This window comes from Streptomyces sp. NPDC007025 (assembly GCF_042869455.1).
In the GTDB taxonomy this organism is placed as follows: Bacteria; Actinomycetota; Actinomycetes; order Streptomycetales; family Streptomycetaceae; genus Streptomyces.
The window spans coordinates 152,404-174,942 of sequence record NZ_JBIAFT010000004.1; the positions used below are offsets into that span (position 1 = coordinate 152,404).

The following is a 22,539-nucleotide window of genomic DNA, read 5'->3' on the forward strand; positions in this document are numbered from 1 at the left end:
CGGAGGCCAGAGTCGGGTACGGCACGGATCGTCGCCGGGGCGCATCATCCGACGATCACAACAGCATCTGACCGTTTTGAGAGCTTTTGTAGGCATGAGAGGCTTACTAAGGAGGCTGTGTCGGGACCGCACGCGGGTTCGCCGCGCTACGAGCGGAAATCCCCGGAACTCCGAAGGGAGCCGCATCATGACGGCCGAACTGAACGGCACACGGGTGGCCCTGCTCGCCACCGACGGCGTGGAGCGGATCGAACTGGAGCAGCCGCGCGGCGCGCTGCACGGGGCCGGGGCGCGGACCGAGGTGATCGCGCTGCACACCGGGGAGATCAACGCCCGCCAGATGGACATCGACCCGGCCGGCACCCTCACGGTGGACCGGACGGCCGCCGACGCGTCCGCCGACGACTACGACGCGCTGCTGCTGCCCGGTGGCGCGATGAACCCCGACCAGCTCCGCACCGATCCCGACGCGGTCGGCTTCGCCCGGGAGTTCATGCGCGCCGGCAAACCCGTCGCGGCCATCTGCCACGGTCCGCTGACGCTGGTGGAGGCGGAGGTGGTCCGCGGCCGGCGCCTGACCTCCTGGCCCAGCATCCGCACGGATCTGCGCAACGCGGGCGCCGAGGTCGTCGAGGAGGAGGTCGTGATCGACGGGAATCTCGTCACCACCCGCGGACCCGACGATCTGCCGGCCTTCTGCACGGCTCTCGTCGCACAGCTGGCCAGGGCCAGAACCCCCCAGTTCGCCTGACCTTCCGCACCGGCCGGCCGCCCCCGGGCACCGTGCGTGCGGCCGGCCGGCCGCACGGACGACGGCCCGCCGCTCCGGGCTCGGCAGCTCGACAGCCCCGGCGTCAGACGGCTGCCCGGCCGGATCCCCCTGGCAGGAAGTGGACCGCTCTCGCGTGCCGCAACCGGGTGCGGAGGAGGACCGGGAAGCGCGGTGCGGGCACCGTGAGCACGGGGCAGCGGGCGCGGGTGAGGACGCGGCGGGCCGTACCGCCGCGCCCGAACAGCCCCCAGCGCGCGCCACGCACCCCGATGACCAGGCGGTCGTCCGGACGGTCGGCCGTCGCGCACAGGGCGCGCCAGGGCCGGCCGCGCACCAGCCGCCGCTCGACGTCGGCCACCTCCGGAGGGTCACCGCCGAACGCCTCCTCGAAGGCGCGGTCCAGCCGCGCGCGGGCCTCCCGGCGCCAGTTCTCGGCCCAGATCCGGTCCGGCCGCAGCACGTACCCGGCTTCGCCGCGCGGCGGCTCCCAGGCCAGTACCGCCAGCAGCGGGCGGCCGGTGTCGGCCGCCTCCCGCGCGGCGGCGCGCAGCGCCGCCAGACTCGCGAGCGAACCGCTCACCCCGACGACCAGCCGGCCCGGTCCGGCCGCGCCACCGCCGCCCCTCCCCGCCGTCGCTCCGCTCCGTCCGGCCGCGCCGGATCCGCCACTCATCACTCACCCCTCCTGCGTGTCGTCCCGTCCGATCTCTTCGCCGTCGCAGCACGTCCAACAATCACTGCACAGCGGAGTCTGGTCCTGATTGGACTGATACGAAAGGGCCAATACGGTGAAACTGGCCTGCGAATGCCGTGCACGGTGGCGCCGCGGCGGATCCGTGCGCGCCGCCGGGTCCGTCCGCCGCACGGGCCGGCCGTCCCGCCGTTTCGGCGTCCGGGGACGCGGGACGCACGCCCCGCGCCCCGCGAGGCGCCGGCAGGCGGCCGTCCGGCCCCGTGCCGGCGGCCACCTGCCGAGCACGGGCGCGACCTTCGGTCGCCCGCTACGCGTGCCGTCAGGCCGTGTGGCCGGCGGGCTCCTCCGGGTGCGAGTGCGGGCGGGCACCTGCCCGGCCGCCCGCCGGGGCGTCCGCCCGCCGGGAGTCGGCGTCCCGGCGGAGCCGCCCGGCGTCGTGCGCGAGCGCGTCGACGCACTCCGCGAGTTCGGGGTGTCCGGCCAGGTGCGGACGGCTGTCCAGCAGCGGGCCGACCAGCCGCGCCGCGTCGCTGTCGGCGAGCGCCCCGGCGAGCGGCGTGCGGGATGCGGCGGGGAGGTCGGGCAGCGCGCTGATCCGGCCGGCGAGCTGGCGCAGGTCGAAGGCGCGGCCCCGGGCCCAGGACGCCATCGTGCGGTCGGCCGCCCGGCGTTCCCGGGTGGCGCGCACCCGCTGTTCGCCGGTGGCGCCGGGGACTCCGGGACGGCCCCGCAGGTAGCGGCGTTCGGCCGCCTGCCTGCTGGCGACGCCGAGCGGCGCGGCCAGTTCGGCCCAGCTCGCCCCTGCCGTGCGGGCGGTCTCGATCAGCGCGGTCTCCCAGCCGGCGAGTTGGTCGCGCACCTGCCGGAGCGTCAGCAGCGCGGCCAGCGCCTGCTGGCAGTCGGCCGACGGGAGGGCGGGGGGCGGACCGGGGGGCGCGCGGTGGCCGGCGGAGGCCGTCTGCGCGCTGCGCACCGCGTCCTGGATCCGGTGCAGCGCCGTCGCGGCGGCGGGGAAGGAGACGGGTGCGGGACCGCTCCCGGCGGTCGGTACCGACTGTGTCGGCACCGGCTGTTCTTCAGGTGTGGGCACGGGGATCCTCCCCCTCGCACGTCGTCCACAGGGCGACAACCGCACTTGTCATCATTCTGACGACATGATACAAGGAGAACGAGGTGCAGCGCATAGGCGGAACACGGAGAAACTGCCCAGGCTCATCGGAGGTGTTCGTAACAGTGATGCGCACCGATCCGTGCCACGAGCCCGACCGCCGCACGCCGCAGTTCACAGGCGCGAGCGGCAATCGGCCCCGGCCGTCCGCGAGTCCGGCGGACGCGCGCCGGTGCGGCGCCGCGCTTCGTCGAGCGGGCGACGTACCCGCGCTCCACCCGCCGGGGGACGCCCCGGACGCGTTCGCCACCGAAGCCGGACGCAACACCCCCGCCGGCCCGGCGGAACCCCGCCGCGCGGCCGCCGACACTCTGCGCGCCCGGCGCAGCGGGCGGCCACCGGACGTCCCCGGCACGCGGCCGGCCACCACCCGAGGCGTCCACGCCGCTCACGCGGCGGACGCACCTGGCCTCCGGCGGCCCGCACCCGCCGAGGCCGTCCACAGCACCGCCGGCGACGAAGCCGGACGCACGCGGATCAGCTACCGAGTCCACTGAGTTCTCGCGACGGCGCGGCGCCGAGCACGGCGGCGGCCCGCGGGAGAGGAAGAGCGCTTCCCCTCCCGCGGCCGATCCGCCCGTCCGGCGTACGAGAAGCCCGTCGGCCCGCTCCCCGGAAACGCCACCGGGACCGGGCCCGGGACGCGCGCCGCCTCAACACAACCGGAGACCGAGACGTGTCACTGACGCAGATCAAGCCCCAGGACGCCCCCGTCACAGCGGCCATGACGTACCACCGGCTCGTCGAGCAGGTGCGCTACGACGGCGCCTACCCCACCCGCGAACGGGCCGACGCGGTGATCCACGCCGTCCTGACCTCCCTCGGCCGGCGCCTGCCAGAGGAGGAGCGCACCGAACTCGCCGACGTGCTCCCGGAAGAGGCCGCGCGCTTCCTGACCTCTGCGGCCCGCGAGCCCGAGCAGTTCACCGGCTGGGAGTTCGTCGCCGACCTCGCCTCCCGCACCGGCGGCACCCCTGCCACAGCACGCTGGGACACCGGCACGGTACTCGAACTGGTGGCCAGGCTCGCCGGGGAGGACCTGGTCGCCCGCATCCTGGACCGGCTCCCCGCCGGGTACGCGCTGCTCTTCGGCCGCGCCGAACTCACCCGCCCCGCCCCCTCCCAGCCCACGCCCGCACCGCGCGCCGCCTGACCGTCGTCGCCGGCGCCGGGACGGAGGAACCACGGGCCCGCACCGGGGCGGACCCGCCCGCATCTGACGGCAGGCCGGGGCAGGTTCCGGGGCGGGCGCCGCAACGCCCCCGCTCCGGCGCCCGTCCTCGGCACCGGCGCCCACGGTGCGCACCGGCGCCGCCGTCAGCGTCCGGCCGTCAGCACGCGGGCGGCCAGCACCAGTGCCGCCTCCTCGGCGGGCGGGAAGCCCAGCCGGTTGTACGTCATATGGACGTGGTGCAGCAGCAGTTCGGCCCGGGGTACGGGGACGCGGGCCGCCGCGCAGCGGTCCAGCGCCGCGGACACCAGCGCCGCGTGTGCCGCGCACCGGCGGCGGACGGTCTCGCCCGGCCGGGGCGCGTCCCCCACCTGCGAGGCCAGGGCGCGCAGCCGCTCACGGGTCTCGTCCGCCGGGAGCACCAGCCGCAGCCGGGCCAGCCACCGGCGCCGGTGCGCGGTCCAGAACGCGTCCCGCTCCTCCGGTGCCAGACAGCCGGCCACCAGCGTGCCGGTGAGTTCGACGGCGGCGGCGGCCCGCTCGAAGGTGGTCGGCAGCGCCACCAGCTCCGTCTCGGCGAGCAGCGCGCAGCAGTCGGTGAAGACTTCCTCGGCCGCGGCGACACCCGCCGTTCCGCCGTACTTGGCGCGTTCGGGCGCGTAGGGGGCGGGGCTCGCGCCGACGGGCTGGTGCCGGGGTGCCATGGTGGGTTCGGCGGGCAGCAGTCCGCCGCCGTCCGGGTGCTCCGTTTCCGGCAGCGCGGCCAGCAGCGCCCGCACTTCGGGGGTGCGGCTGTGCAGCGTGTCGGCCTGCTCGGGCGTGCAGCGGATGCGCAGCCGCAGGTGGTGGCCGGTTGCGTCCCAGTAGCGCAGGAAGTGCCAGTCCGGGACCCGCAGTTCGGCGGCACGGGCCGCCAGCCAGGGCAGCACCGCACGGACGGCGGCGTCCATCCGCGCGGGGCCTCCGGGATAGGCCCGCAGATACCACCAGTCCCAGGCGCCACCGGCGCCCTCGGACGCGGCTCCGGCACCCGCTGACGCGGGCTGCGCGAGGTTCGCGCCCGCGCCACCGCCCTCGGCCTCTGCGCCCCCGTGTGCCGCCTCCCCTGGGCGGACAGCGGTGCTGGTCATCCCTCCTCCTCACCGGTGCCGGCCCAGTGCAGCAGGGCCGCGTGCTCGGCCGCGCGCCGGTGCCCGTCCGCGTCGCGCAGCGGATGCTCGTCGTGTGCGGGCAGTGCCTCGACCAGCCGCAGATGGCCGGTGCCCGGGGTGATCCAGTGCGCCAGGACCTCCAGCGAGACGGCCGAGTCCAGCCGGACCCACAGCGGCTTGCGGTCGTGGTCGGGGCCGAACCCGCCGCCGTTCGCGGGCAGCAGGTAGGCGAACACCTCGCGCGGCACCCGGTGCGCGCGGCGGAAGGCGTCCATCGCGGCGACCCCCGACGCGTCGCATCCCGCGTCCGGGGACGGCAGCGGGAGCCGGTGCACCGGCACGGTCCAGGAGGCCCGTCGCGTCACCACCGTGCCCGCACCGTCCAGCGTCTGCCTGTCCTGTGCGCACACCTGCTCCGGATCGCGCGGCAGTTGGAAGGGCATCCGGTGGTCGGACAGCGGCGAGCCGTTGATCCACGGGTCGGACAGCACGGCCAGGAAGCGGGCGAACTTGGGGAACAGATGGGTGGGCACCAGACCGGTGTAGGCGGCCGCCAGCGGCAACCCGTCCGGCGCCAGCAGGGTGAGGGTGTCCTGCCGCGGATCGTGCACCAGGCGGGTGGCGTCCAGCGGAAGCGCGTCGGCGGCGCCGAGTTCCCCGGGCAGGGTGAGCGGGGGCAGCAGCCCGCAGGACTGGGCCTGCGCGGTGCTGCACTCCGTCCACAGCACCAGCTCGCGGTGGTGTGCGGCATGCGGCCAGCAGCGGCGCACATGGCCGCGGAGCGCCTCGGCGAAGTCGCCACCGAGCAGTTGTGTGAAGCGGGTGAGCAGGCCGCCGGTACCGGGGTTGAACTGGTTGACGACCAGTCGCGGGCCGCCGTCCGCGGCGCCGCCGGAGCCGCCGCGGAGCTGCTGGAACAGCACGGCGGCGGTGGGCGGCGCGCTGCTCGGGCCGACCGGGAGCCAGGCCCGCTCACCCGGGTCCTCGCGCACGGCGAGGTCGAGCTGCACGGCCCGCTCCAGCTCCGGGTCGCGGTCGCTCTCGGCGCCGCAGCGCATGGCGAAGCCGAGGACGTCGTCGCAGCTGCCGCCGCTGCCGTAGGCGGCCACGAAGCGGCGCACCAGGGTGTCGTAGAGGTGCGAGCGGAACAGCCGGGGGCGGATCGCGGCGCCCAGCCGGCGCAGGTCCTCCGCCGTGCGCTCGTCCGCCACGACCGGTGGCAGCCGCAGTCCGGTGGCCGCGTCCTCGTACCAGACCTCGGCCGGCTCGAACCGGTCCCAGCCCGCCGCGGCGGCCCACTCCCGGCCCAGCTCGCGCACCCGCGCCACGGCTCCGGCCCGTCGCCGGGGGGCCTCGGGACCCGGCCGGACGGGTTCGGCCAACCGCTCCCGTTCGGCGGCCAGGGCCCGCAACCCGTGCACGACCGCGAGCCCGTCCGCCGCTTCGGTCCCGTCCGCCGCGCCGGTCCCGTCCGCCGCATCGGTCCCGTCCGCCGCGCCGGTCCCGTCCGCCACGTCCCCGGCGGCCAGCGCCTTCGCGGGGCCGGCCGAGTCCGCGTCGGGCAGCTGCCGGGTGAGCGCCAGCAGGGCGTCCAGTGCGTCCTCGCCGCGCCGCCACGGGGGGACGGGCGCCAGGACGCCGCTGTCGAGCATCCGCAGGAAGCGCCGGAAGGGGTCCGGCCCGCCGAGGGCGCGCAGCGCGTCGGCGTACTCCACGGTGCCGTCGGCATGCTCCGGGATGCTGTCGCCACCGGCCGACATGCTCTGGTCCGGAGTGCGGGCGGCCGTCAGCGCCCGGGCCCAGTCCGCCGCCGGGCCCGCCTCGACCACCTGGTCCAGCCGCCAGGTGACCCCGCCGGTGGCCACGTACTCGGGGTGGAGCATCAGCAGCGCGGGATCGTCGGACGCCTCCGCCGTGGGGTCGGCCGGGCGGACGGGGGCCGGACGGTAGCGCAGCAGCTGCGCGGTGCGGGGCGAGCGGGCCAGCGCGTACAGGGCGGTGAGGACGACCGTGGCGGACACCTGCTGCACGGCGCGGCCGTCGTGGGCGCCGCCGGGGACGCCGACCGTCGTCAGCCGGGCGAAGGGGCTGGTCTTGGCGGCGGCGCGGACGGTGTAGGAGTACAGCGTCCGCAGGGCGCGCTGCCGCTTGCGGTTGCCGCGGGCTCTGCCGTAGCGCACCCAGTCGGGGGTGGCCAGCGCCAGGGAGTGCGCGAACGACGGTTCCTCCAGGGCGGCTGCCAGGGTGTCCTCGGCAGCGGCGCGGTCGCGGGCGACCTCCTTGTCCAGTTCCCCGGCCACCGCCTGCGCGGCGGCGGTCAACTCCTGCCAGCGGCGCAGCGCGCCGCGTGCCGCCTCGTCCGCGTACTCGGCGATCCGCGCAGTGGTCGGCCCGTCCCAGCCCGGCGGGGCGGCGCGGTGTGCGGCGCGGCGTGCGGCCAGTACGGCGCGGCGCAGGTCGCGGGCGTCGTCGAGGAGGGGGACGAGGGTGTAGAGGACGTCTTCGACCCGGGGCCGCAGCTCCTCCAGCGCGCCGCTCAGCTCGGCGTGCCGGTCCAGGAGTTCGGCGGTGCGCTCGGACGGCAGCGGGCAGTACGCGGCGGGCAGTCCGGCGACGCGGGTGAGTTCGGGGCGGCCCGGCTCGGGCCGGATCCGGGGCGTGGTCACCGGCCCCACACTCCCTGGACACTGCCCCAGGAGAACACCGTGCCCAGCACCGCGACGTACGCCAGCACCAGCACGTACAGCGTGCACAGCGCGCCGTATGCCAGGTGCAGCCGGCGGGCCGTGGGCGTCATGGCGGCCAGGTGGGAGGGCAGCGGGCGGTGCAGCAGGGTGTGTTTGAGCAGTCCGAAGGCGCGGCCGCGGGCGTCGACGGTGCCCAGGCCGGCCTCCAGTGCGGCGTAGCCGTCGCTGGGCAGCAGGGGGTTGAGGTTGGTGAGGACGCTGAGGATCTGGAAGACCAGCATGGTGGCCGCCACGGACGCCGCCGTGCCGTCGGCCGTGACGGCCACCAGCGCGGTGAGCCCGGCGACCCAGCCGTCGTTGACGGGGCCGGCCAGGGCGAGCACGGCCCTGCTGGTGCGGGAGCGCAGCCGGTAGGCGTCGGTGCGGTCCACGTAGGCGAGCGGCATGAAGTAGAAGAGCAGCGCGAAGCCGAAGCCTCGCACGGGCACTTTCAGGATCTGCGCGACCATCGCGTGCGCGCACTCGTGGAGCACGATCTGGCAGAGGAAGAGCACCAGCGCGAGGAGTGTCGTCCAGTGCGCCGGGCGCGGGTCGGGGGACGGCCCGGCGAACAGCGCCCAGGCGGCGAGTACGGTGCCCAGCATCCCGCCGGCCAGGTGCACGCCCGCCGTGACACGGCCGGGTACGCGGCGCAGCGGTACCGCGAGCGGCTCCAGCAGCCGGGGCAGCAGCGTGCGGCTGACCACGAAGCGCGGCATCATCTGGTTGCGCTTGCCGCGCCGCCCGGTGTCGCGGGCCCGCTGCGGGGTGGGGGCGCCGTCCAGCAGACCGCTGTCGTAGAGGTTCCGGACGAAGCGGTCCAGTTCGGTGCGGGCCGCCTCGGGGGTCTTGGTGCCGTGGGCCGCCATCATGGTGGCGATGTCCTCCAGCGACCGCGAGCCGTCGAGGCGCTGGACGAGGCCGGCGGCCGAGCGGCTGAGCCGGTGGTAGATGCCGGAGGACGCGTCGTACAGCAGCGGGTGGTCGTCCATCCCGCGGATGACTTCCAGGCCCTCGCGGAGCTTGGGTCGGGTGAGGGTCTCCATGCACAACTCCCTGGTGGCGGTTCGGCGCGCGGGCCGCGTCGTAGCCTGAGCGTGCTCGCGGGTCGCGTCCGCGAGCACCCGGTTCCGGGGCGCTTCGCCCGCTCCGGAACCGGGGTCTCACCTCACGGCGCGGTCCGGTGTTCGCGTGTCACCAGGCCGCTGGGCAAGCGGTGGACACCGCCGCCTCAGTTGCCGTTGGAGGAGAAGCAGCCCGCCGTGCCCAGGCAGGCGGCGGGGCAGCTGCCGCAGCCCGCGGTGGCGGCGCAGCCGAAGGTGGTGAAGGGGCTGTCCGACTCGGGCAGTGCCTCCATTTCGAGGTCCTCGGCCCACAGTTCGAGTTCGACGCTGTTGGTGTTGTCCATGGGTGTCACCTCCTTCCGTGCGGTTCGGTGGCGTACGGGTGGCCGGTGGTGCCCGGTGTGCCGTCCGTGCCGGTCAGCCGAAGCTGGAGGCGGACGACGAGGACGAGGCGGTGCTCCACGGGCAGGAGGCGGATCCCGCCGTGGTGGCGCTGCCCCAGGTGCTCAGCGCGGTGCCCTCGCTCAGCTCCTCGACCGCCAGATCGTCGTCGAACGACTCGACGAACAGGTCGAGGTCGTCGCCGGGGTGCTGCTGCATCTCTCATCTCCCTTCTGCTGTGTCGCTGGTGCTGTGGATGGCGTGCGTGCTGCCGCGGGTGTCAGCCGATGCAGGACGCGCTGCCGACGGTGGCCGCCGACGAGCCGGGGCAGGACGCCGTGGAGGCCGAACCCGCGCAGGCGAAGCAGCCGCCCGGCGCGTTGCCGTCCGGCAGTTCCTCGACCGCGAGATCCTGATCCTCGATGTACAGGTCCAGCTCCAGGTGGTCCATGGACTCCATGGGTGACCTCCTCCGTGGGTGCTGCGGGTTGGGGTGCCGGTCAGCCGTAGCTGGAGACGCTGGAGGCGCTCGACGCGCTGGTGGCCGGGCAGGAGGCGGTACTGGCGCTGGTCGCCGTGGAGAAGCTGGCCAGGGCGTTGCCCTCGGGCAGCTCTTCGAGGGCCAGCTCGTCCTCGGCCACGGCGTACAGGTCGATGACGTCTTCCATGCTGCTCACTTCCTTTCGTCGCTCGGGTGCGGATCGGTGGGACAGCCGGCCTGCGCGTGCCGGGGGGCTGGTGCCGGCCCCGGGGCGCGCCACCGGACATTCAGGGGGCGGCCGGTCCGCTCCCGGCGGGCGGCACGGTGCCGTCGCCGGACTGGGCCGCGGGCGGATGGCCCAGCGCGAGCGCGAACACCTGCTGCCTGCTGGTTCCGTCGGAGCGCAGCGGGGCGCGGACGGAGGCGGGGATGAACCCGGCGAACGCCGAACCCGTCAGCCCGTGCGCGACCCCGGCCAGCCACATGGTGTGGACGGCGGCGCCGACCCGGGTGAGCAGCGTCCGGTAGCCGTGGCCGCCGTCGCGCTCCTCGGCTGTGCGCAGGTCGACGGCGACCGAGACGATCGCCGGCGCGTCGCCGAACTCGGACTGCAGGGTGAGGGTGTGGCGCTGCTCGGGCGGCGGCAGCTCCAGCACCGGCCGGGCGGTGCGGGCGAGTGCGTCGAGGTGGTGCACGGCGGGCCGCAGCCCGGCCACCCGGAAGGCGACGACGCTGATCTCCAGCGGGGTGTGCGGCTGTTCGTCCGGCCACTCCTCGGCGTCGGCCGCCACGCCTTCGGCGATGACGTCGGTGAGCAGCGGCGCGGGCAGCGCTTCCGGGGACCAGAGGCGGTTGGCGCGGCGGCTGCGCAGGGTGTCCAGCAGATCCAGCCGGGTGGCGGGGTCCCGGTCCGCGCGTGCGGGCACGGCCGTGGACGGCCCGAGCGACTCGGGCGGGGCCGCGCGCCGGGCGGCCGGGGGGTCGTGCGGGCGCGCGGGCGCGGACGCGAAGGAGTCCACGAGCTGGAGTGCGAGGTCGTCCGGGGCGATCACAGCGGCCTCCCGAGGTCGGTGACGGCGGTGACGGGTTCGACGCGCGGGTCGACGCCGAGCGCCGCGGCGGCCGCTCGCTCGTCCCAGCGGTGTACGGGGGCGCGCGGCAGGCCCAGGGTGCGGCAGACGCGGCGCAGGGTGGCCTGGGCGCAGCCCGCGTCGAGCAGCGTCACCCGCAAGGCGAAGGAGTGGTACTTCTTGGCGACCTTGCCGAGGTTGCCGGTCAGCACCAGGGTGGCGGGGCCGGCTCCCGGCAGGCCGTCGAGCGCTTCGGTGCCGGGCGCGAGGAGCGCGAGGCGGTGGTCTCCGGGTACGTATCCGTAGAGGCCGGGCTCCAGGCCGGGCGCGTCGCGGACGGCCAGGTGGGCGAGGACGGAGCCGATGTTGCCGCCGCTGGGTGTCCAGCGGCGCAGGAAGTCCGGGTCGCCGACGCGGATGCCGGCGACGGTGGCCAGGACGAGGGAGAGGGTGTCCCGGTCGACGGCGGCCTCCGGGCCGGTCTCCTGCCCGTGGGGCTGTCCGGTCAGGCGTGCGGTGTCCGGGGGCGGGAGTTCGGTGCGGGGGCAGACGGGCCACGTCTTCTGCTGGCGCTGGAGGGCCAGGTTGGAGGGCTTGTAGTGCTGCTGGTGGCCCTTGAGGTCCATGTACTCGTGCGGCGGGAACCCGATGAACGCCTCGTAGCGGGCGGCCAGCGGCGCGGGGTCGGGGCCGTCGGCGGCGCCGCTCTTCTCGACGGCGGGGAGGGCGGAGCAGGTGGGGCAGCCGGGGCGGGTGGCGCCGCTGTGCCGCTGCTGCTTGAGGTCGTCCAGGGCGACGGTGCGCCACTGGTTGGGGTAGGGCGAGGGGACGGCGCGGGAGAGGAACCCGAACAGGTCGTGCGCGGCCAGCGCGGCGGTGAGCGCCGCGGCCTCCTCGTCCGGCTCCGTGTCCGCCAAGGAGTCCGGAGCCCCGGACTCCTCCGCCAGCAGGCACTCCAGGCACGGCGTGTACCGCGGGTGGACGAACGGCCCGAGCCGGGCCCGCCCGGCGGAGACGGCCACCCGCACCAGCGGGACGTCCCGGTCCCGGCAGGCGGCGGCGACGGCGGACAGTTCGCCGCGCCGCAGACCGGCGGTCACGGCCAGGGTGGTCTCCGGAGGCGGTACGGCGTCCGGCCCGGTCACCCGCGTCACCTGCGCGGACGGCGCCAGTTCCGCGGCCAGCGCGGCGGCCTCCGGTCCGGTGCCGAACAGGGCCACCCGGGCCGCGGCGAGCCGCAGCGCGCCCTGCTCCCAGTAGCCGTTGGCGCCGGTGGAGTCGCCCATCCGGGAGAGGTAGTCGGCGAGTTCGGCGGGCAGCGCGGACCCGGCGTCCGGCCGGCCGGCGGCCCGGGGCGGTGGGGAATCCTCGATGACTCCGCACATCCACAGCAGCGAGAGGGCCTTGAAGACGGCGCGCTGCGTCAGCTCCAGCTCCTCGGCGAGCGCGGTGCGGTCCCGGCTCCCGTCCAGCAGCGGAAGCAGCCGGGGCAGCAGTGCGGTGGCGGCCTTGCCGCGGAACACCTGGGGCGCGGGCAGCCCTTCGACCGCCAGGCCCTCCTCGACCTGCTGCACGGCCACGCCGCGGCGCAGCCGGGGCAGTGCCGGTACCGACAGCTGCGGGTCGCGCAGCGCGGCGGCGCCGGTCTGCTCGGCGGTGAGTACGTCCCCGTTCGGCATCCTCGTCAGCTCCCCACCGGTGCGGCGCCGGTCATCCGCTCGAAGGTCCGCCACGAGGTGTCCTCGCCGCCGCGCGGCGGGCGGCAGCGCGGGCACTGGTCCACGGCCACCACGTGGTGGCGTGCCGTCCTGCCGTCGGCGAGGTTGACGGAGCGCACCCGGGTGGCGGTGGTCTCGCTCTCCGGTGGCGCCGCGAAGAGGTCGTGGACGGCGGCGCGGGCCAGCGCGACGGCCATGCCGACGTGGTGCGGCGCGTAGCCGGTGACCCGCGCCCGGCCGGGGTGCGGCGCGTGGTCGTCGCCGGTGCCGCCGCCGCGGCCGTGCCGCTCGCGTACCCGGCGCGGTACGGGCGAGCGGTCGTGCTGGTCGCGGCGGCGCACGAAGCAGCGGTGGCAGGCGCCGAATCCGGGCCGCACGGCGGGTCCGCAGCGCAGCTCCGCGGGTTCCAGCTCGATCGGCAGCCAGGGCACGCCCCAGGCGTACGCGGAGGATTCGACCGCCTCGGCCAGGGTCGGTCTGGCGTGGTCGGTGATCAGCACCAGCAGATCGCTGACCGGCCAGAAGCTGGGGTGGCTGCCCTCGTCGACGCCCGCGGTGGCGGCGCCGGTGAACACTTCGGCCAGCCGCTCGCCGACGGCGTGCCCGAAGGAGCCGGCCGCGAGGAACAGCGGTCTGCTGGGGCCGGTCGTTCCGGTGTGCATCGCTTCTCCTGCCCGGGGTGGTGTGGTGGTGGCGGTGGACGGGTGCGGGGACGGACGGGCCGGCGGGGTGTCAGGCGAACGGCTGCGGGAGCCGGGTGATCTCCTCCTCGTCCAGCACCGGGTGGCCCATCGCGCGGGGCGCCTCGTACAGCCGGGGGTGGCCCAGGTAGCGGGCCCGGTGCACGAAGGAGAGCGGCATGAGCCGGGGTACGGCGACCCGGACCACGGTGGCGCCGGCCTGCCGGGCCTCGTCGGTGGTCAGGTCCACGGCGAGCACTTCGCAGCCGCGTGCGTGCAGCCGCTCCAGCAGCCAGTCCAGGACGCTGCCCGGGTCGGTGGCGGCGGGGCGGGGCAGCGCGGTCAGGGGCCGCTCCTCCCGGTCCCCCTCCAGCAGGAACGCGAAGCGGTCCCGGGCCGAGCGGGGTCCGGCCTGTGCCGCGCCGCCGACGACGTCGACCAGTTGCTCCGCGTCGTCGCCCGCCCTGTCCCCGCGTGCCTGGTCGGTGATGTGGTGCCGCAGCGCGATCCGCAGGGACGCGGCCTCGCGGTGCAGCTTGGCGACGGCGTCGCCGGGGTCGGGGTCGCAGGTGGCGGCGACGACCTGGGCCAGTTGGGGGTCGTCGTCGGCGAGTTGCACACCGTAGACCACCGGGATGCCCAGGTCGGTGGTGGCGTCGAAGAACCGGGTGCGCAGGTGCGGGTTGGCGGCGCGCCGCACGAAAGCGCGCTGCCGGGGCGAGAGCGCTTCGGTCTCCACGGTCAGCCGGGGCAGCCGCAGCCGTTGCAGCCAGGTCAGCGCGATGGAGTCGCGTTCGACGACTTCGAGCAGCCCGTTGACGACGGCGGCCGTCGGGTCGGTGTGCACGGCGCAGCCGGTGGAGACGGGGTGGCTGACGCGCTCCCCGCGCGACTCGGGCGGGTTCTTCAGCCACACGTGCACGGCGGGCACCCAGACCGGCCGGCACCGGGTGAAGGACCAGCCGCGTACCCAGCGCATGGGCGCGTCCGGGTCGGGGGCGACCAGTCCGTGGCCGCCGGCGGCCAGTTCGGCCTCCGACAGCTTGGGCCAGGCGTCCAGCGGGACGGCCTCCGGCCCGAGTTCGGCGGCGGTCGCCCAGCGGAAGCGGCCGGCGTCCCGGGCGCAGGAGGAGTAGCGCTCCAGGGACTCGGCGACCGCCAGCAGCGCGGCCCGGTCGGCGGACAGATCGCCGCCCGCCCCGTCGAAGTTGCCGTGCTCGGCGCCCAGTTCCCAGTCCTCGTGCCCGGTCAGCACATGGCCGGGGTCGCCCAGGGAGGCGGTGAAGATGGGGAACTCCGGATCTCCGGGGCTGCCGGGGAGGCGCACGGCGCCGCTGACGAGACCGTAGGGCGAGACGAGGTCGCCCATCCGGCGCAGCGAGTCGGGCGGTGGTGCGGTGGCCGCATCCTCTACGGCGGTGACCTGCTCGGCGGTCTCCGGGGCAGCGGTCTCCGGGACGGCGGGGCCGGTTCCGGGGACGGTGTCGGGGCGGGGCAGTGTGGTCGTCGCGTCGGCGTTCATCAGTTCTTCTTCTCCGTGTCCCAGCGGAAGGCGCGGACGGCCGCGGCGGTCAGCAGCGCGGCGGTGGCGGCGATCAGCAGCCAGTCGAGCCACTGCGCGTGCCGGGTGACACCGCCGGTGACGTCGTGCCGGAGCGCGTCGCCCAGCAGCGCCACCGGGTTCCAGGAGAGGGCCTCGGCCAGCCCCTCGGGCATCAGCTCCAGCGGGAAGAGCACGCCGGAGCCCATCAGCAGCAGCGGGGTGAGCAGCCCGGAGAGCGCGTTGGTCAGTTCCGGCGAGCGCAGGGTGCCGCCCAGCAGGAAGCCCACCGACATCAGCAGCCACATGCCGAGCGCGGTGGTCAGCAGCATGGTCAGCGCGGACAGCGGTGTCAGCAGCCCCAGTACGGTCGCGACGGCCCCGGCGACGGCGAGCAGCGCCAGCCCGAGCGCGCCGCGTGCGGGCAGCAGCGAGGTGAGGATGGCCTGCGGTCTGGCCGGTGTGGTGCGCAGCAGCCGGAGGGTGCCGTTCGCCCGCAGCGAGACCAGCGTGCCCGCCGTGGCGCTCAGGGCGAGTGACATCAGTGCGAAGACGAGGACGCCCGGCAGCACGAACGGCATCGGTTCGAACGGCGGACTGCCGTCGGTGCCCACGGCCTCCAGGGTGCGCCCGGCCCAGCCGGTGCCCGGCAGCGCGTCGCGCAGCGCGGACACCACCGAGGGGCTCTCGGGGTCGGTCACCACGCGCAGCACCTCGCCGTCGGCGGACGGGGCGACCACGGCGTCGATGTCCTCGGGGGCGGCGCGCGGACCGTCGACCGCGGTGACCCGCGAACCGTCGCCGAGCGCCGAGCCGAGCCGGGCCGCCTGGGTGTCGCTGCCCACCACCGCGACCTTGTAGGGGCCGCCGGCCCAGGTGAGCTGCATGATGGCGACGAACAGCCCGGCGAGCAGGACCGGGAAGACGACGCTGAAGAACAGCGCCATCGGGTCGCGGACCAGCTCCTTGGTCATGCCCCTGGCCAGCGCGGCGAACTCCCCGCGCGGGGCGGCCCCGGGGCCGTCGGCGTCCGGCGGGGGCGGCGCGGGGTCTGCCGTGCCGGTCCGGGTGCCGTCGGCGCGCGGACCGTCGTCCCGTGCCGGACCGGCGGCCGTCCGGCTCGTCCCGAGTGTGCTCACCGCGGGCTTCCCCCTTCCGGGCGGGCGCCGCCGGCCGCCGCCGGAGCGCTGTCCGCCGCCGGTGCCGTGCCGGTCGCCGCCGGTGCGGTACCGTCCGCCGCCGGTGCGGTGCCGGTCGCGGCCAGGAAGGCGTCCTCCAGCGTCGGGCGGTGGAGGCGTACGTCCGCTTCGGGCGCCCGTTCCTCCAACCAGGCCACAGCCCGCTCGGGCCGCCGGGCCGCGACGGTGAAGCGCGGTGCGCCGCCACCGTCCCCGGGCTCGGTCCGCACCGCGTCGGTGCCGAACTCCGCGCGGGCGGCCCGCAGCAGGCCCTCCTGGGAGGAACGGACGGTGACGGTGCTGCCGCGGGTGAGGTCGCGCACGATCTGTGCCGGGGTTCCGGAGGTGCGCAGCCGTCCCTCGTGCAGGATGGCCAGCCGGTCGCACCTCTCCTCGGCCTCCGCCATGGCGTGGGTGCTCAGCAGGAAGGTGGTGCCGCCCGCGCGGGCCTTGTTGATGACGGCCCAGGCGTCGCGGGAGGCGTGCGGGTCGAGCCCGGTGGTGGGTTCGTCGAGGACCACCAACGGGGTGTTGCCCACCAGCGCCGTGGCCAGCAGCAGCCGCTGCTGCTGGCCCCCGGAGAGCCGGGCGGCCCTGGTGCGGGCCTTGTCGGTGAGGCCCAGTTCGTCGATGAGCGCGGGCACCGGGCGCGGATCGGGGTAGAGCGACGCCCACATCCGGAGCGTCTCCTCCACCTGGAGGCGGGGGAAGAGGCTGGTCTTCTGCGGCTGGAGGGAGAGCGCGCCGCCCAGCCAGGCACCGCCGCGCCGCCCGGGCTCCAGTTGCCTGCCGAGCACCTGGACATGTCCGGCGGCGGGCCGCAGCAGTCCGGCGACCGCCGCGATCGTGCTGGTCTTGCCCGCTCCGTTGCGGCCGAGAAGACCGAAGATCTCACCGCGTCCGACAGTGAAGCCGACATTGTTCACGGCTGTGAAATCACCGTAGCGGACGGTGAGTTCCCGGACCGCGAGCACCTGCGGGTCGCCGGACTCGGCGGCCCCGGTATCCGGACTTTCACTGCGTTCTTGAATGCTGAACATTTCGACGCTGCACCCCCACGTCCGCGCAATACGTCGACACGTTCTGCGCTGTGCGTCAGGCCGGCCTGGTCGGCCGTGATCGCGAGCAATGCTGGTCGTCCGCCGGAACGTGCGGCAAGGGGTGTTCGGAGAGACCGAATGCCGGAACCGGCTTGCGGATGAGGGGACTTGTACGGACGGGCGAACGGGCTACCTGTCAGTCTCCTTGTGCCGCAAGGGACTTACGGGAATAGTGAGCCGTCCGACCAGGCGGATACCGCGGGACGACCTTCCCTGCTCGGGCACCGGCCAGGACCGGGCCCAGGTGTCCGCAACGCACCGAGTTTGCATGATTTGCCATACGGGGAGACTCAGTGAACGATCGGATGCTTCGCGCCTTCGTCACCTGTGCACGAACGGGCAGCGTGACCAGAACGGCCAGCGCCTTGGGCTACTCGGCCGCCAGCATCAGCGACCAGATCCGCCAGCTCGAAGTCCACACCAGGCAGCCGCTGTTCCAGCGCACGCCCGGAGGCATGAGCCTGACCGAGGCGGGTAGGCGCATGGTTCCGGTGGCCCACGACATTCTCTCGCGGATGGATCTGCTCTGCCGCTGCGAAGAATTGCCCGGAAACGGCAGGCGGCGCCGCGGCCACCATTCCGCACCACTGCGGGAAGTGCACTCCGTGCACCGCACCGCCTGATTCAGCGGGCATTCACGACTGCGTTCGCGAAAGAAAAGCCACAAGTTCACGCGGCGGCGTGGGCCAAGGCGGGGAGCGATGGGCGAAGCATCGCTCCCCGCCTTCGCATGTGCGGGTTCCCGCTCGGCGCGGCGCCTTCCCGGCCCCTTCCCGCGACGCTTCCTCGCGGCCTCTCCCGTGGCTTTCCCCGTGGCGCATTCCCCGGCGGTTTCGCCGCCCGGCCGCACGCTCCGCACCGCCGCTGGACCGGCGCCCCGGGCGGGAGGGGCTACCGCCCGCCGGAGTCCGCAGGCGGTTCCGCCTCCGGGCCCCGGGCGATGGCCTGGAGGCCCTCGCAGTGCTCCTGGAAGATCCGCCTGCCCTTCGGGGTCGCCCTGAGCCAGGTGCGCGGGCGCTTCCCGAGGTATCCCTTCTCGACCTCGACCAGGCCCGCCTCCTCCAGCGCCGCGGACTGCTTGGAGAGCGCCGAGTCGGTGACCTCCACCACGTCCCGGACGAAGCGGAACTCCAGCCGTTCGGCCGTGGCCAGCGCGGCCAGCACGGAGAACCGGACCGGGGACTGCAGCAGCGGCTCCAGCCGGTGGCGCGGGTGCCGTGCGGTACTGCTGCTCACCGCGCGCCCGCCCGGCGGGCCAGCAGCGCCGCGCCCAGCGTCCACGCCGCGAGCACGGCCAGCGCGGCCGGCCACCACAGCGCCGGGGCGCCCCCCGGCCAGACCGAGCCGGTGACGACCGCCGCCACGTACAGCGCGCTCCAGCCCGCGCTGAAGACGAGGTGGAAGCGGTGGAAGCGGCGGGTGACCACGGGCCGGGTGCCGGCGTATCCCATGGCCGCCATGCCGAGGACGGCCCCGACCGCGTTGAGCGTGACGGCGGCCGCCGGAGCCGTCCGGGCCGCCGCGGCGGCGCCGAGCAGCAGCACGGTGAACCCGAGGAAGCCCAGCAGATAGCGCGCGTACCAGTCGGCGTGGGCCCGCTGTCCGGCCCCCTGCACCGCGTCCCGCCGGGCGAGTGCCGCCCGCGCCTGCGCTGCCTCCATGACCTGCCTCCCGTGTTGTCGGCCGTTCACGTTCTTTCAGGATAGGCATCTACTTTCCACTTTGGCAAGTCCTCTGCTCACTGTCCGTGCACTTGACAAGCTTTGCATAATGCAAAAGTAAGAAGGGAGCAGTGATGGTCGGCATAAGGGCTGGTGTCAGCAGAGGTACGACGAGCGCATGGGTGCGCTCCGCACCATGGGGGCTGATGCTGCTGGCCGTCCTCACCGGAGCAGGCGCGGGCCTCGGCTCGATCGTGTTCCGCTGGTGCATCGAGCAGTTCACCCGGCTCTTCTCCGGACACGAGGACTACGCCGCCGACCCCGGCTCGGCACACCCCCACCTGTCCTGGCTGGGCCCGTTCTTCGTGGTGCTGGCGCCGGTGGTGGGCGGACTGCTGTACGGCCCGCTCGTCCAGCGCTTCGCCAAGGAGGCGCGCGGACACGGAGTGCCCGAGGTGATGCTCGCGGTGGCCCAGCGCGGCGGGCGGATCAGCCCCAAGGTCGCCGTCGTCAAGACCCTCGCCTCCGCGCTGACCATCGGCTCCGGCGGTTCGGTGGGCCGCGAGGGCCCGATCGTGCAGGTCGGCTCAGCGCTCGGGGCCACCATGGGCCGGCTGGTGCGCGCCGACGAGGGGCGGCTGCGGCTGCTGGTGGCCTGCGGCGCGGCGGGCGGCATCGCCGCGACGTTCAACGCCCCGCTGGCGGGCGTGTTCTTCGCCATGGAACTCATCCTGATGACCTTCAGCGCCGAGGCGTTCGGCGCCGCGGTGCTCTCCAGCGTCACCGCGAGCGTCATCGGCCGGGCCGCGTTCGGGGACGTGGCCTTCCTCGAACTCCCCGCCTTCCACGTCGACCACCTGGGCCAGTACGGGCTCTTCGCGGTGCTGGGAGTGGTCGCCGGCGCCGTGGGCGTGGGCTTCTCGCGCATCCTGTACGCGATCGAGGACGCCTGCGACTGGCTGTGGCGCGGACCCGAATGGCTGCGGCCCGCCGCCGGAGGACTGGTGCTGGGACTGCTGCTGCTCGCGCTGCCGCAGATGTACGGAGTGGGCTACCCGGTGCTGGAGAACGCGACCGAGGGCGAGTACGCGGTGGGCTTCCTGCTGCTGCTGCTCGTCGGCAAGGTCCTGGCGACCAGCGTGACGATCGGCATCGGCGGCTCCGGCGGCGTGTTCGCGCCGAGCCTGTTCATGGGCGCGATGCTGGGCGCCGCCTACGGCGCTGTGCTGCACCAGCTGCTGCCGCACAGCGCGGGCGCCGTCGGCGCCTACGCGCTGGTGGGGATGGGCGCGGTCTTCGCCGGGGCGTCCCGGGCACCGATCACCGCCGTGGTCATCCTCTTCGAGCTGACCGGCGAGTACTCGATCATCCTGTCCATGATGCTGGCGATCGCGCTGGCCACGGCGACCGGACGGCTGCTGTCCCGGGACACCGTCTACACGCTCAAGTTGCGCCGCCGCGGCATCGACCTGGAGGGCCCGGCACAGGGCGCACCGCTGGGCCGCCAGCCGGTCGGCTCCGTGATGGAGGCGCTGCCCGAACCGCTCTGCGCCACCACGCCGCTGACCGAGGCGGCCGACGTGCTGAGCCTCTCCGGGCACGGGGCGCTCCCGGTGCTGGACACCGCCGGCCGGTACGCCGGAGTGGTCACCACCCGGGCGGTGGCAGAGGCGCTGTCCGAGCAGCCGGACGGCGCCCCCACCACGGCGGGCGACCTGGCCCACCGGCCGCCGGTCGTCGAGCCGGACGAGCCGCTGGCCACGGCGCTGCACTCGCTCGCGGACTCGGTGGGCAGCGGGATGCCGGTGCTGGACCCCGAACGGGGCGTGCCGGTGGGCTGGCTCAGCCACCGCAGCGCCCTGCGCGCCCTCCACGCCCCGGCCACCGCCCCGGCCCCGGAGTCCGTACCGGCCTGACCGGGCCCGGGGCGCGGGACGGGCTCCCGGGCCAGAGGGCGGGCCGGGCCGGAAGGCGGGCCGGGCCGGGCGACGGCTCAGGTCACGGCCGGTCCGAGGGCCGGTCCGGCAGCCGGCCCGAGGGCTGGTCGCGGGGGACGTGCTGAGCCTGCCCCCCGGGTCTGCCCGCAGACTGCTCCCCGGGACCGCCCGAGGACGGCTCCCCCGGGGACCGCTCCGCGGCCCCGTCCGGTGCGGCCGGCGGTGCCGCGAGGTCGGCCAGGTCGCCCCAGCCCAGCGGGTAGGGGACGTCGGCGTCCGTGGGGGGCACAGGCGGTTCCCCGCCCGCCCGGTTGAAGTCCGTCAGGGCCTCGATGAGCGCCGCACGCCGGTCGGGGGCGAGGCGTTCGACGACGGCCGCCAGCTCCCGGCGGCGGCGGGAGGTGACGCTGCCCACGATGCGCCGCCCCTCGCCGGTGAGCGTGAGGAGAGTCTCGCGGCGGTTGTGCGGGTTGGTCTGGCGGTCCACGAACCCGGCCGTGATCAGCCGGTCCGCCATCCGCATGGCCGTCGAGGGCGCCACCCGCAGCAGCTCGGCGACCGCGACCAGTTTGGTGGCGCCGCGGGAGGAGAGGGCCACCAGCATCCGGAACTGCGGCAGCGTCACCCGGTCCTCGACCTCGGCCAGCGAACTGGCCGACACCGCCACCAGCACCCTGGACGCGGTCAGTACGGCGCGGGTGACCGCGTCCACATCGTCCAAACCCTCCAGCGGGTCTCCGCTCTCGGTCATGTCCCCTTTTTACCGCTTCCTTCTCTTCCGTATCCTGCGGTCTCCCGGGCCGGTCGGTCACCGGGCCGCCCGCCCGTCCCGGGCACGCGGGGCCTCAGTCGCGCCCGGGGCCGCGCCCGGGGCGGTAGCGCACCAGGAGCATCGCGGCGTCGTCGTCCTGGACGCCGCCGGTGTAGCGGTCCACATCCTCCCGCAGCGTGTCCAGCGCGGCCTGCGCGTCGCCGGTGCGCAGCAGCCCGCCCTTGTCCTTGAGCGGATAGAAGTCGCCCTCGCCGTTCCGGGCCTCGGTCACCCCGTCGGTGTAGAGGAGGAGTTGGTCGCCCGGCGCGAACTCGGCGCTGAACGCGGCGGGCGGCTCGCCGCCGTGCGCCGCCAGCCCGAGCGGCAGCGCGTAGCTGGCCGGACGGGGGAAGTCCACCACGCCGCCCCGGCGGACCAGCATCGGCGGCGGATGGCCGAGGTTGAGGAAGACCACGGTGCGCTCCTTGGGGCGGACCTCGGCGATGATGGCCGTCACGAACTTCTCGTCCTCCAACTCCCGTCCCACGCTGCGCTCCAGCCGGGCGCCCAACTGCGTCAGGTCCGGCTCCTCGTAGGCGGCCTCCCGAAAGGTGCCCAGCACCACGGACGCGGTCTCCACCGCCGCCAGCCCCTTGCCCTGCACATCGCCGACGATCAGCCGTATCCGGTCGGCCGACGCGGCCACCTCGTACAGATCGCCGCCGATCCGCGCCTCGGCCACGGCCGAGGTGTAGGAGACCGCCACCCGCAGCGGGCCCGCGCTGCGCGGAACCGGGCGCAGCAGCACCCGCTGGGCGACCTCCGCGATCGACCGCACGCTGGCCAGCTCCTGCTCGCGCCGGCCCCGCATGATCGCGGCCACCACACCGGCGACGGTGACGCCGGCGACGGAGGCCAGGGCCGTGTAGCCGCGCCGGGTCAGCAGGAGGTCGTCGTAGATCCCGAGCCCGACGCAGAGCAGCATCGCCAGCGCACCGACGACCAGGGTGCGCCGCCAGGTGCCGACCAGTCCGGCGAAGGCGGGGCCGAGGGAGACCAGCGGAAGGAATCCCACCTCGGGGCCGGCCAGCATGTCGACACCGGCCACCACTGCCATCACCAGGACCGGCAGCAATACCAGCACGGTGTAGGTACGCTGCTCGCGCCCCTCAGCCATGGTGCTCCCTTGCGACGTCGCGCCTGCGGAACCGCTTCCGCCGCGGTCCTTCGCTCGGAACTTCACCCTAAGCAACGGCCGCAGCGGGCCACGGGTGCCCCGGCCGTCTCGTTATCCGA

General features: G+C 75.2%; 22 protein-coding genes and 1 pseudogene. 4 read left to right on the forward strand and 19 right to left on the reverse strand.

What is annotated here, in order from left to right; translation table 11 throughout:
- Nucleotides 1-187 precede the first annotated feature (187 nt).
- A complete protein-coding gene (locus ACFYMO_RS09435) occupies nucleotides 188-751 on the forward strand; it encodes a DJ-1/PfpI/YhbO family deglycase/protease (RefSeq protein WP_388545359.1) in 564 nt (187 codons plus the stop codon).
- A 103-nt stretch (nucleotides 752-854) separates the two neighbouring features.
- On the opposite strand, the gene ACFYMO_RS09440 is transcribed toward ACFYMO_RS09435, so the two are convergent.
- On the reverse strand, nucleotides 855-1,445 hold the full coding sequence (locus tag ACFYMO_RS09440; protein ID WP_366769837.1) for a universal stress protein: 591 nt from the start codon (nucleotides 1,443-1,445) through the stop codon (nucleotides 855-857).
- A 340-nt stretch (nucleotides 1,446-1,785) separates the two neighbouring features.
- Nucleotides 1,786-2,556 carry a type III effector protein gene (locus ACFYMO_RS09445; RefSeq protein WP_366769836.1) on the reverse strand — a complete coding sequence of 257 codons (771 nt, stop codon included), beginning with the start codon at nucleotides 2,554-2,556 and terminating at the stop codon, nucleotides 1,786-1,788.
- A gap of 754 nt (nucleotides 2,557-3,310) precedes the next feature.
- On the opposite strand from ACFYMO_RS09445, the gene ACFYMO_RS09450 reads away from it, so the two are divergent.
- A complete protein-coding gene (locus tag ACFYMO_RS09450; protein WP_366769835.1) occupies nucleotides 3,311-3,787 on the forward strand; it encodes a DUF2267 domain-containing protein in 477 nt (158 codons plus the stop codon).
- 164 nt (nucleotides 3,788-3,951) lie between these two features.
- On the opposite strand, the gene ACFYMO_RS09455 is transcribed toward ACFYMO_RS09450, so the two are convergent.
- The 13 genes from ACFYMO_RS09455 to ACFYMO_RS09515 all read right to left on the reverse strand — a co-directional run bounded on the left by ACFYMO_RS09455 (nucleotide 3,952) and on the right by ACFYMO_RS09515 (nucleotide 16,834).
- Nucleotides 3,952-4,935: a lantibiotic dehydratase C-terminal domain-containing protein gene (locus ACFYMO_RS09455; protein ID WP_366769834.1), complete on the reverse strand. Its 984-nt coding sequence runs from the start codon at nucleotides 4,933-4,935 to the stop codon at nucleotides 3,952-3,954.
- Nucleotides 4,932-7,622, reverse strand: a complete 2,691-nt coding sequence (locus ACFYMO_RS09460; RefSeq protein WP_388545362.1) for a hypothetical protein — start codon at nucleotides 7,620-7,622, stop codon at nucleotides 4,932-4,934. Before ACFYMO_RS09460 ends, ACFYMO_RS09455 begins: the two co-directional genes overlap by 4 nt.
- Nucleotides 7,619-8,728, reverse strand: a complete 1,110-nt coding sequence (locus ACFYMO_RS09465) for a PqqD family peptide modification chaperone (RefSeq protein WP_366769832.1) — start codon at nucleotides 8,726-8,728, stop codon at nucleotides 7,619-7,621. The genes ACFYMO_RS09460 and ACFYMO_RS09465 overlap by 4 nt, the downstream gene beginning before the upstream one ends.
- 185 nt (nucleotides 8,729-8,913) lie before the next feature.
- Nucleotides 8,914-9,090 (reverse strand): thiocillin family RiPP, encoded by a 177-nt coding sequence (locus tag ACFYMO_RS09470; RefSeq protein ID WP_019358887.1) that lies wholly within the window; start codon nucleotides 9,088-9,090, stop codon nucleotides 8,914-8,916.
- A 73-nt stretch (nucleotides 9,091-9,163) separates the two neighbouring features.
- Nucleotides 9,164-9,346 carry a thiocillin family RiPP gene (locus ACFYMO_RS09475; protein WP_276475444.1) on the reverse strand — a complete coding sequence of 61 codons (183 nt, stop codon included), beginning with the start codon at nucleotides 9,344-9,346 and terminating at the stop codon, nucleotides 9,164-9,166.
- Between the two features lie 61 nt (nucleotides 9,347-9,407).
- On the reverse strand, nucleotides 9,408-9,587 hold the full coding sequence (locus ACFYMO_RS09480; protein ID WP_019358889.1) for a thiocillin family RiPP: 180 nt from the start codon (nucleotides 9,585-9,587) through the stop codon (nucleotides 9,408-9,410).
- A 40-nt stretch (nucleotides 9,588-9,627) separates the two neighbouring features.
- Nucleotides 9,628-9,795, reverse strand: coding sequence for a thiocillin family RiPP (locus ACFYMO_RS09485; RefSeq protein ID WP_019358890.1), 168 nt, complete (start codon nucleotides 9,793-9,795; stop codon nucleotides 9,628-9,630).
- A 100-nt stretch (nucleotides 9,796-9,895) separates the two neighbouring features.
- Nucleotides 9,896-10,660, reverse strand: a complete 765-nt coding sequence (locus ACFYMO_RS09490; protein WP_366769831.1) for a nitroreductase family protein — start codon at nucleotides 10,658-10,660, stop codon at nucleotides 9,896-9,898.
- Nucleotides 10,657-12,357 (reverse strand): hypothetical protein, encoded by a 1,701-nt coding sequence (locus tag ACFYMO_RS09495; RefSeq protein ID WP_388545368.1) that lies wholly within the window; start codon nucleotides 12,355-12,357, stop codon nucleotides 10,657-10,659. The genes ACFYMO_RS09490 and ACFYMO_RS09495 overlap by 4 nt, the downstream gene beginning before the upstream one ends.
- A 5-nt stretch (nucleotides 12,358-12,362) precedes the next feature.
- A complete protein-coding gene (locus tag ACFYMO_RS09500; RefSeq protein ID WP_388545371.1) occupies nucleotides 12,363-13,058 on the reverse strand; it encodes a TOMM precursor leader peptide-binding protein in 696 nt (231 codons plus the stop codon).
- A gap of 70 nt (nucleotides 13,059-13,128) precedes the next feature.
- Entirely contained in the window at nucleotides 13,129-14,598 is a 1,470-nt protein-coding gene (locus tag ACFYMO_RS09505) for a YcaO-like family protein (protein WP_366769828.1), read from the reverse strand.
- Entirely contained in the window at nucleotides 14,598-15,755 is a 1,158-nt protein-coding gene (locus ACFYMO_RS09510) for an ABC transporter permease (RefSeq protein ID WP_366769827.1), read from the reverse strand. Before ACFYMO_RS09510 ends, ACFYMO_RS09505 begins: the two co-directional genes overlap by 1 nt.
- Entirely contained in the window at nucleotides 15,752-16,834 is a 1,083-nt protein-coding gene (locus ACFYMO_RS09515) for an ABC transporter ATP-binding protein (protein ID WP_366769826.1), read from the reverse strand. Before ACFYMO_RS09515 ends, ACFYMO_RS09510 begins: the two co-directional genes overlap by 4 nt.
- Nucleotides 16,835-17,187: 353 nt before the next feature.
- Between ACFYMO_RS09515 and ACFYMO_RS09520 the strand changes: the two genes are divergently transcribed.
- A complete protein-coding gene (locus tag ACFYMO_RS09520; protein WP_366769825.1) occupies nucleotides 17,188-17,517 on the forward strand; it encodes a LysR family transcriptional regulator in 330 nt (109 codons plus the stop codon).
- Nucleotides 17,518-17,785: 268 nt separating this feature from the next.
- Here the strand turns inward: ACFYMO_RS09520 and ACFYMO_RS09525 are convergent, their stop codons facing one another.
- Complete coding sequence (locus tag ACFYMO_RS09525) at nucleotides 17,786-18,130, reverse strand: transcriptional regulator (RefSeq protein WP_366769824.1); 345 nt, start codon at nucleotides 18,128-18,130, stop codon at nucleotides 17,786-17,788.
- On the reverse strand, nucleotides 18,127-18,555 hold the full coding sequence (locus ACFYMO_RS09530) for a hypothetical protein (RefSeq protein ID WP_366769823.1): 429 nt from the start codon (nucleotides 18,553-18,555) through the stop codon (nucleotides 18,127-18,129). Before ACFYMO_RS09530 ends, ACFYMO_RS09525 begins: the two co-directional genes overlap by 4 nt.
- Before the next feature lie 206 nt (nucleotides 18,556-18,761).
- Between ACFYMO_RS09530 and ACFYMO_RS09535 the strand changes: the two genes are divergently transcribed.
- Nucleotides 18,762-20,471 carry a chloride channel protein gene (locus tag ACFYMO_RS09535; RefSeq protein ID WP_388545681.1) on the forward strand — a complete coding sequence of 570 codons (1,710 nt, stop codon included), beginning with the start codon at nucleotides 18,762-18,764 and terminating at the stop codon, nucleotides 20,469-20,471.
- A gap of 247 nt (nucleotides 20,472-20,718) precedes the next feature.
- Here the strand turns inward: ACFYMO_RS09535 and ACFYMO_RS09540 are convergent.
- Both ACFYMO_RS09540 and ACFYMO_RS09545 read right to left on the reverse strand, forming a co-directional pair.
- Nucleotides 20,719-21,243: pseudogene (locus ACFYMO_RS09540) on the reverse strand (MarR family winged helix-turn-helix transcriptional regulator); the annotation flags it as partial.
- Nucleotides 21,244-21,337: 94 nt separating this feature from the next.
- Entirely contained in the window at nucleotides 21,338-22,420 is a 1,083-nt protein-coding gene (locus ACFYMO_RS09545) for a PP2C family protein-serine/threonine phosphatase (RefSeq protein WP_366769822.1), read from the reverse strand.
- Nucleotides 22,421-22,539: the final 119 nt, after the last annotated feature.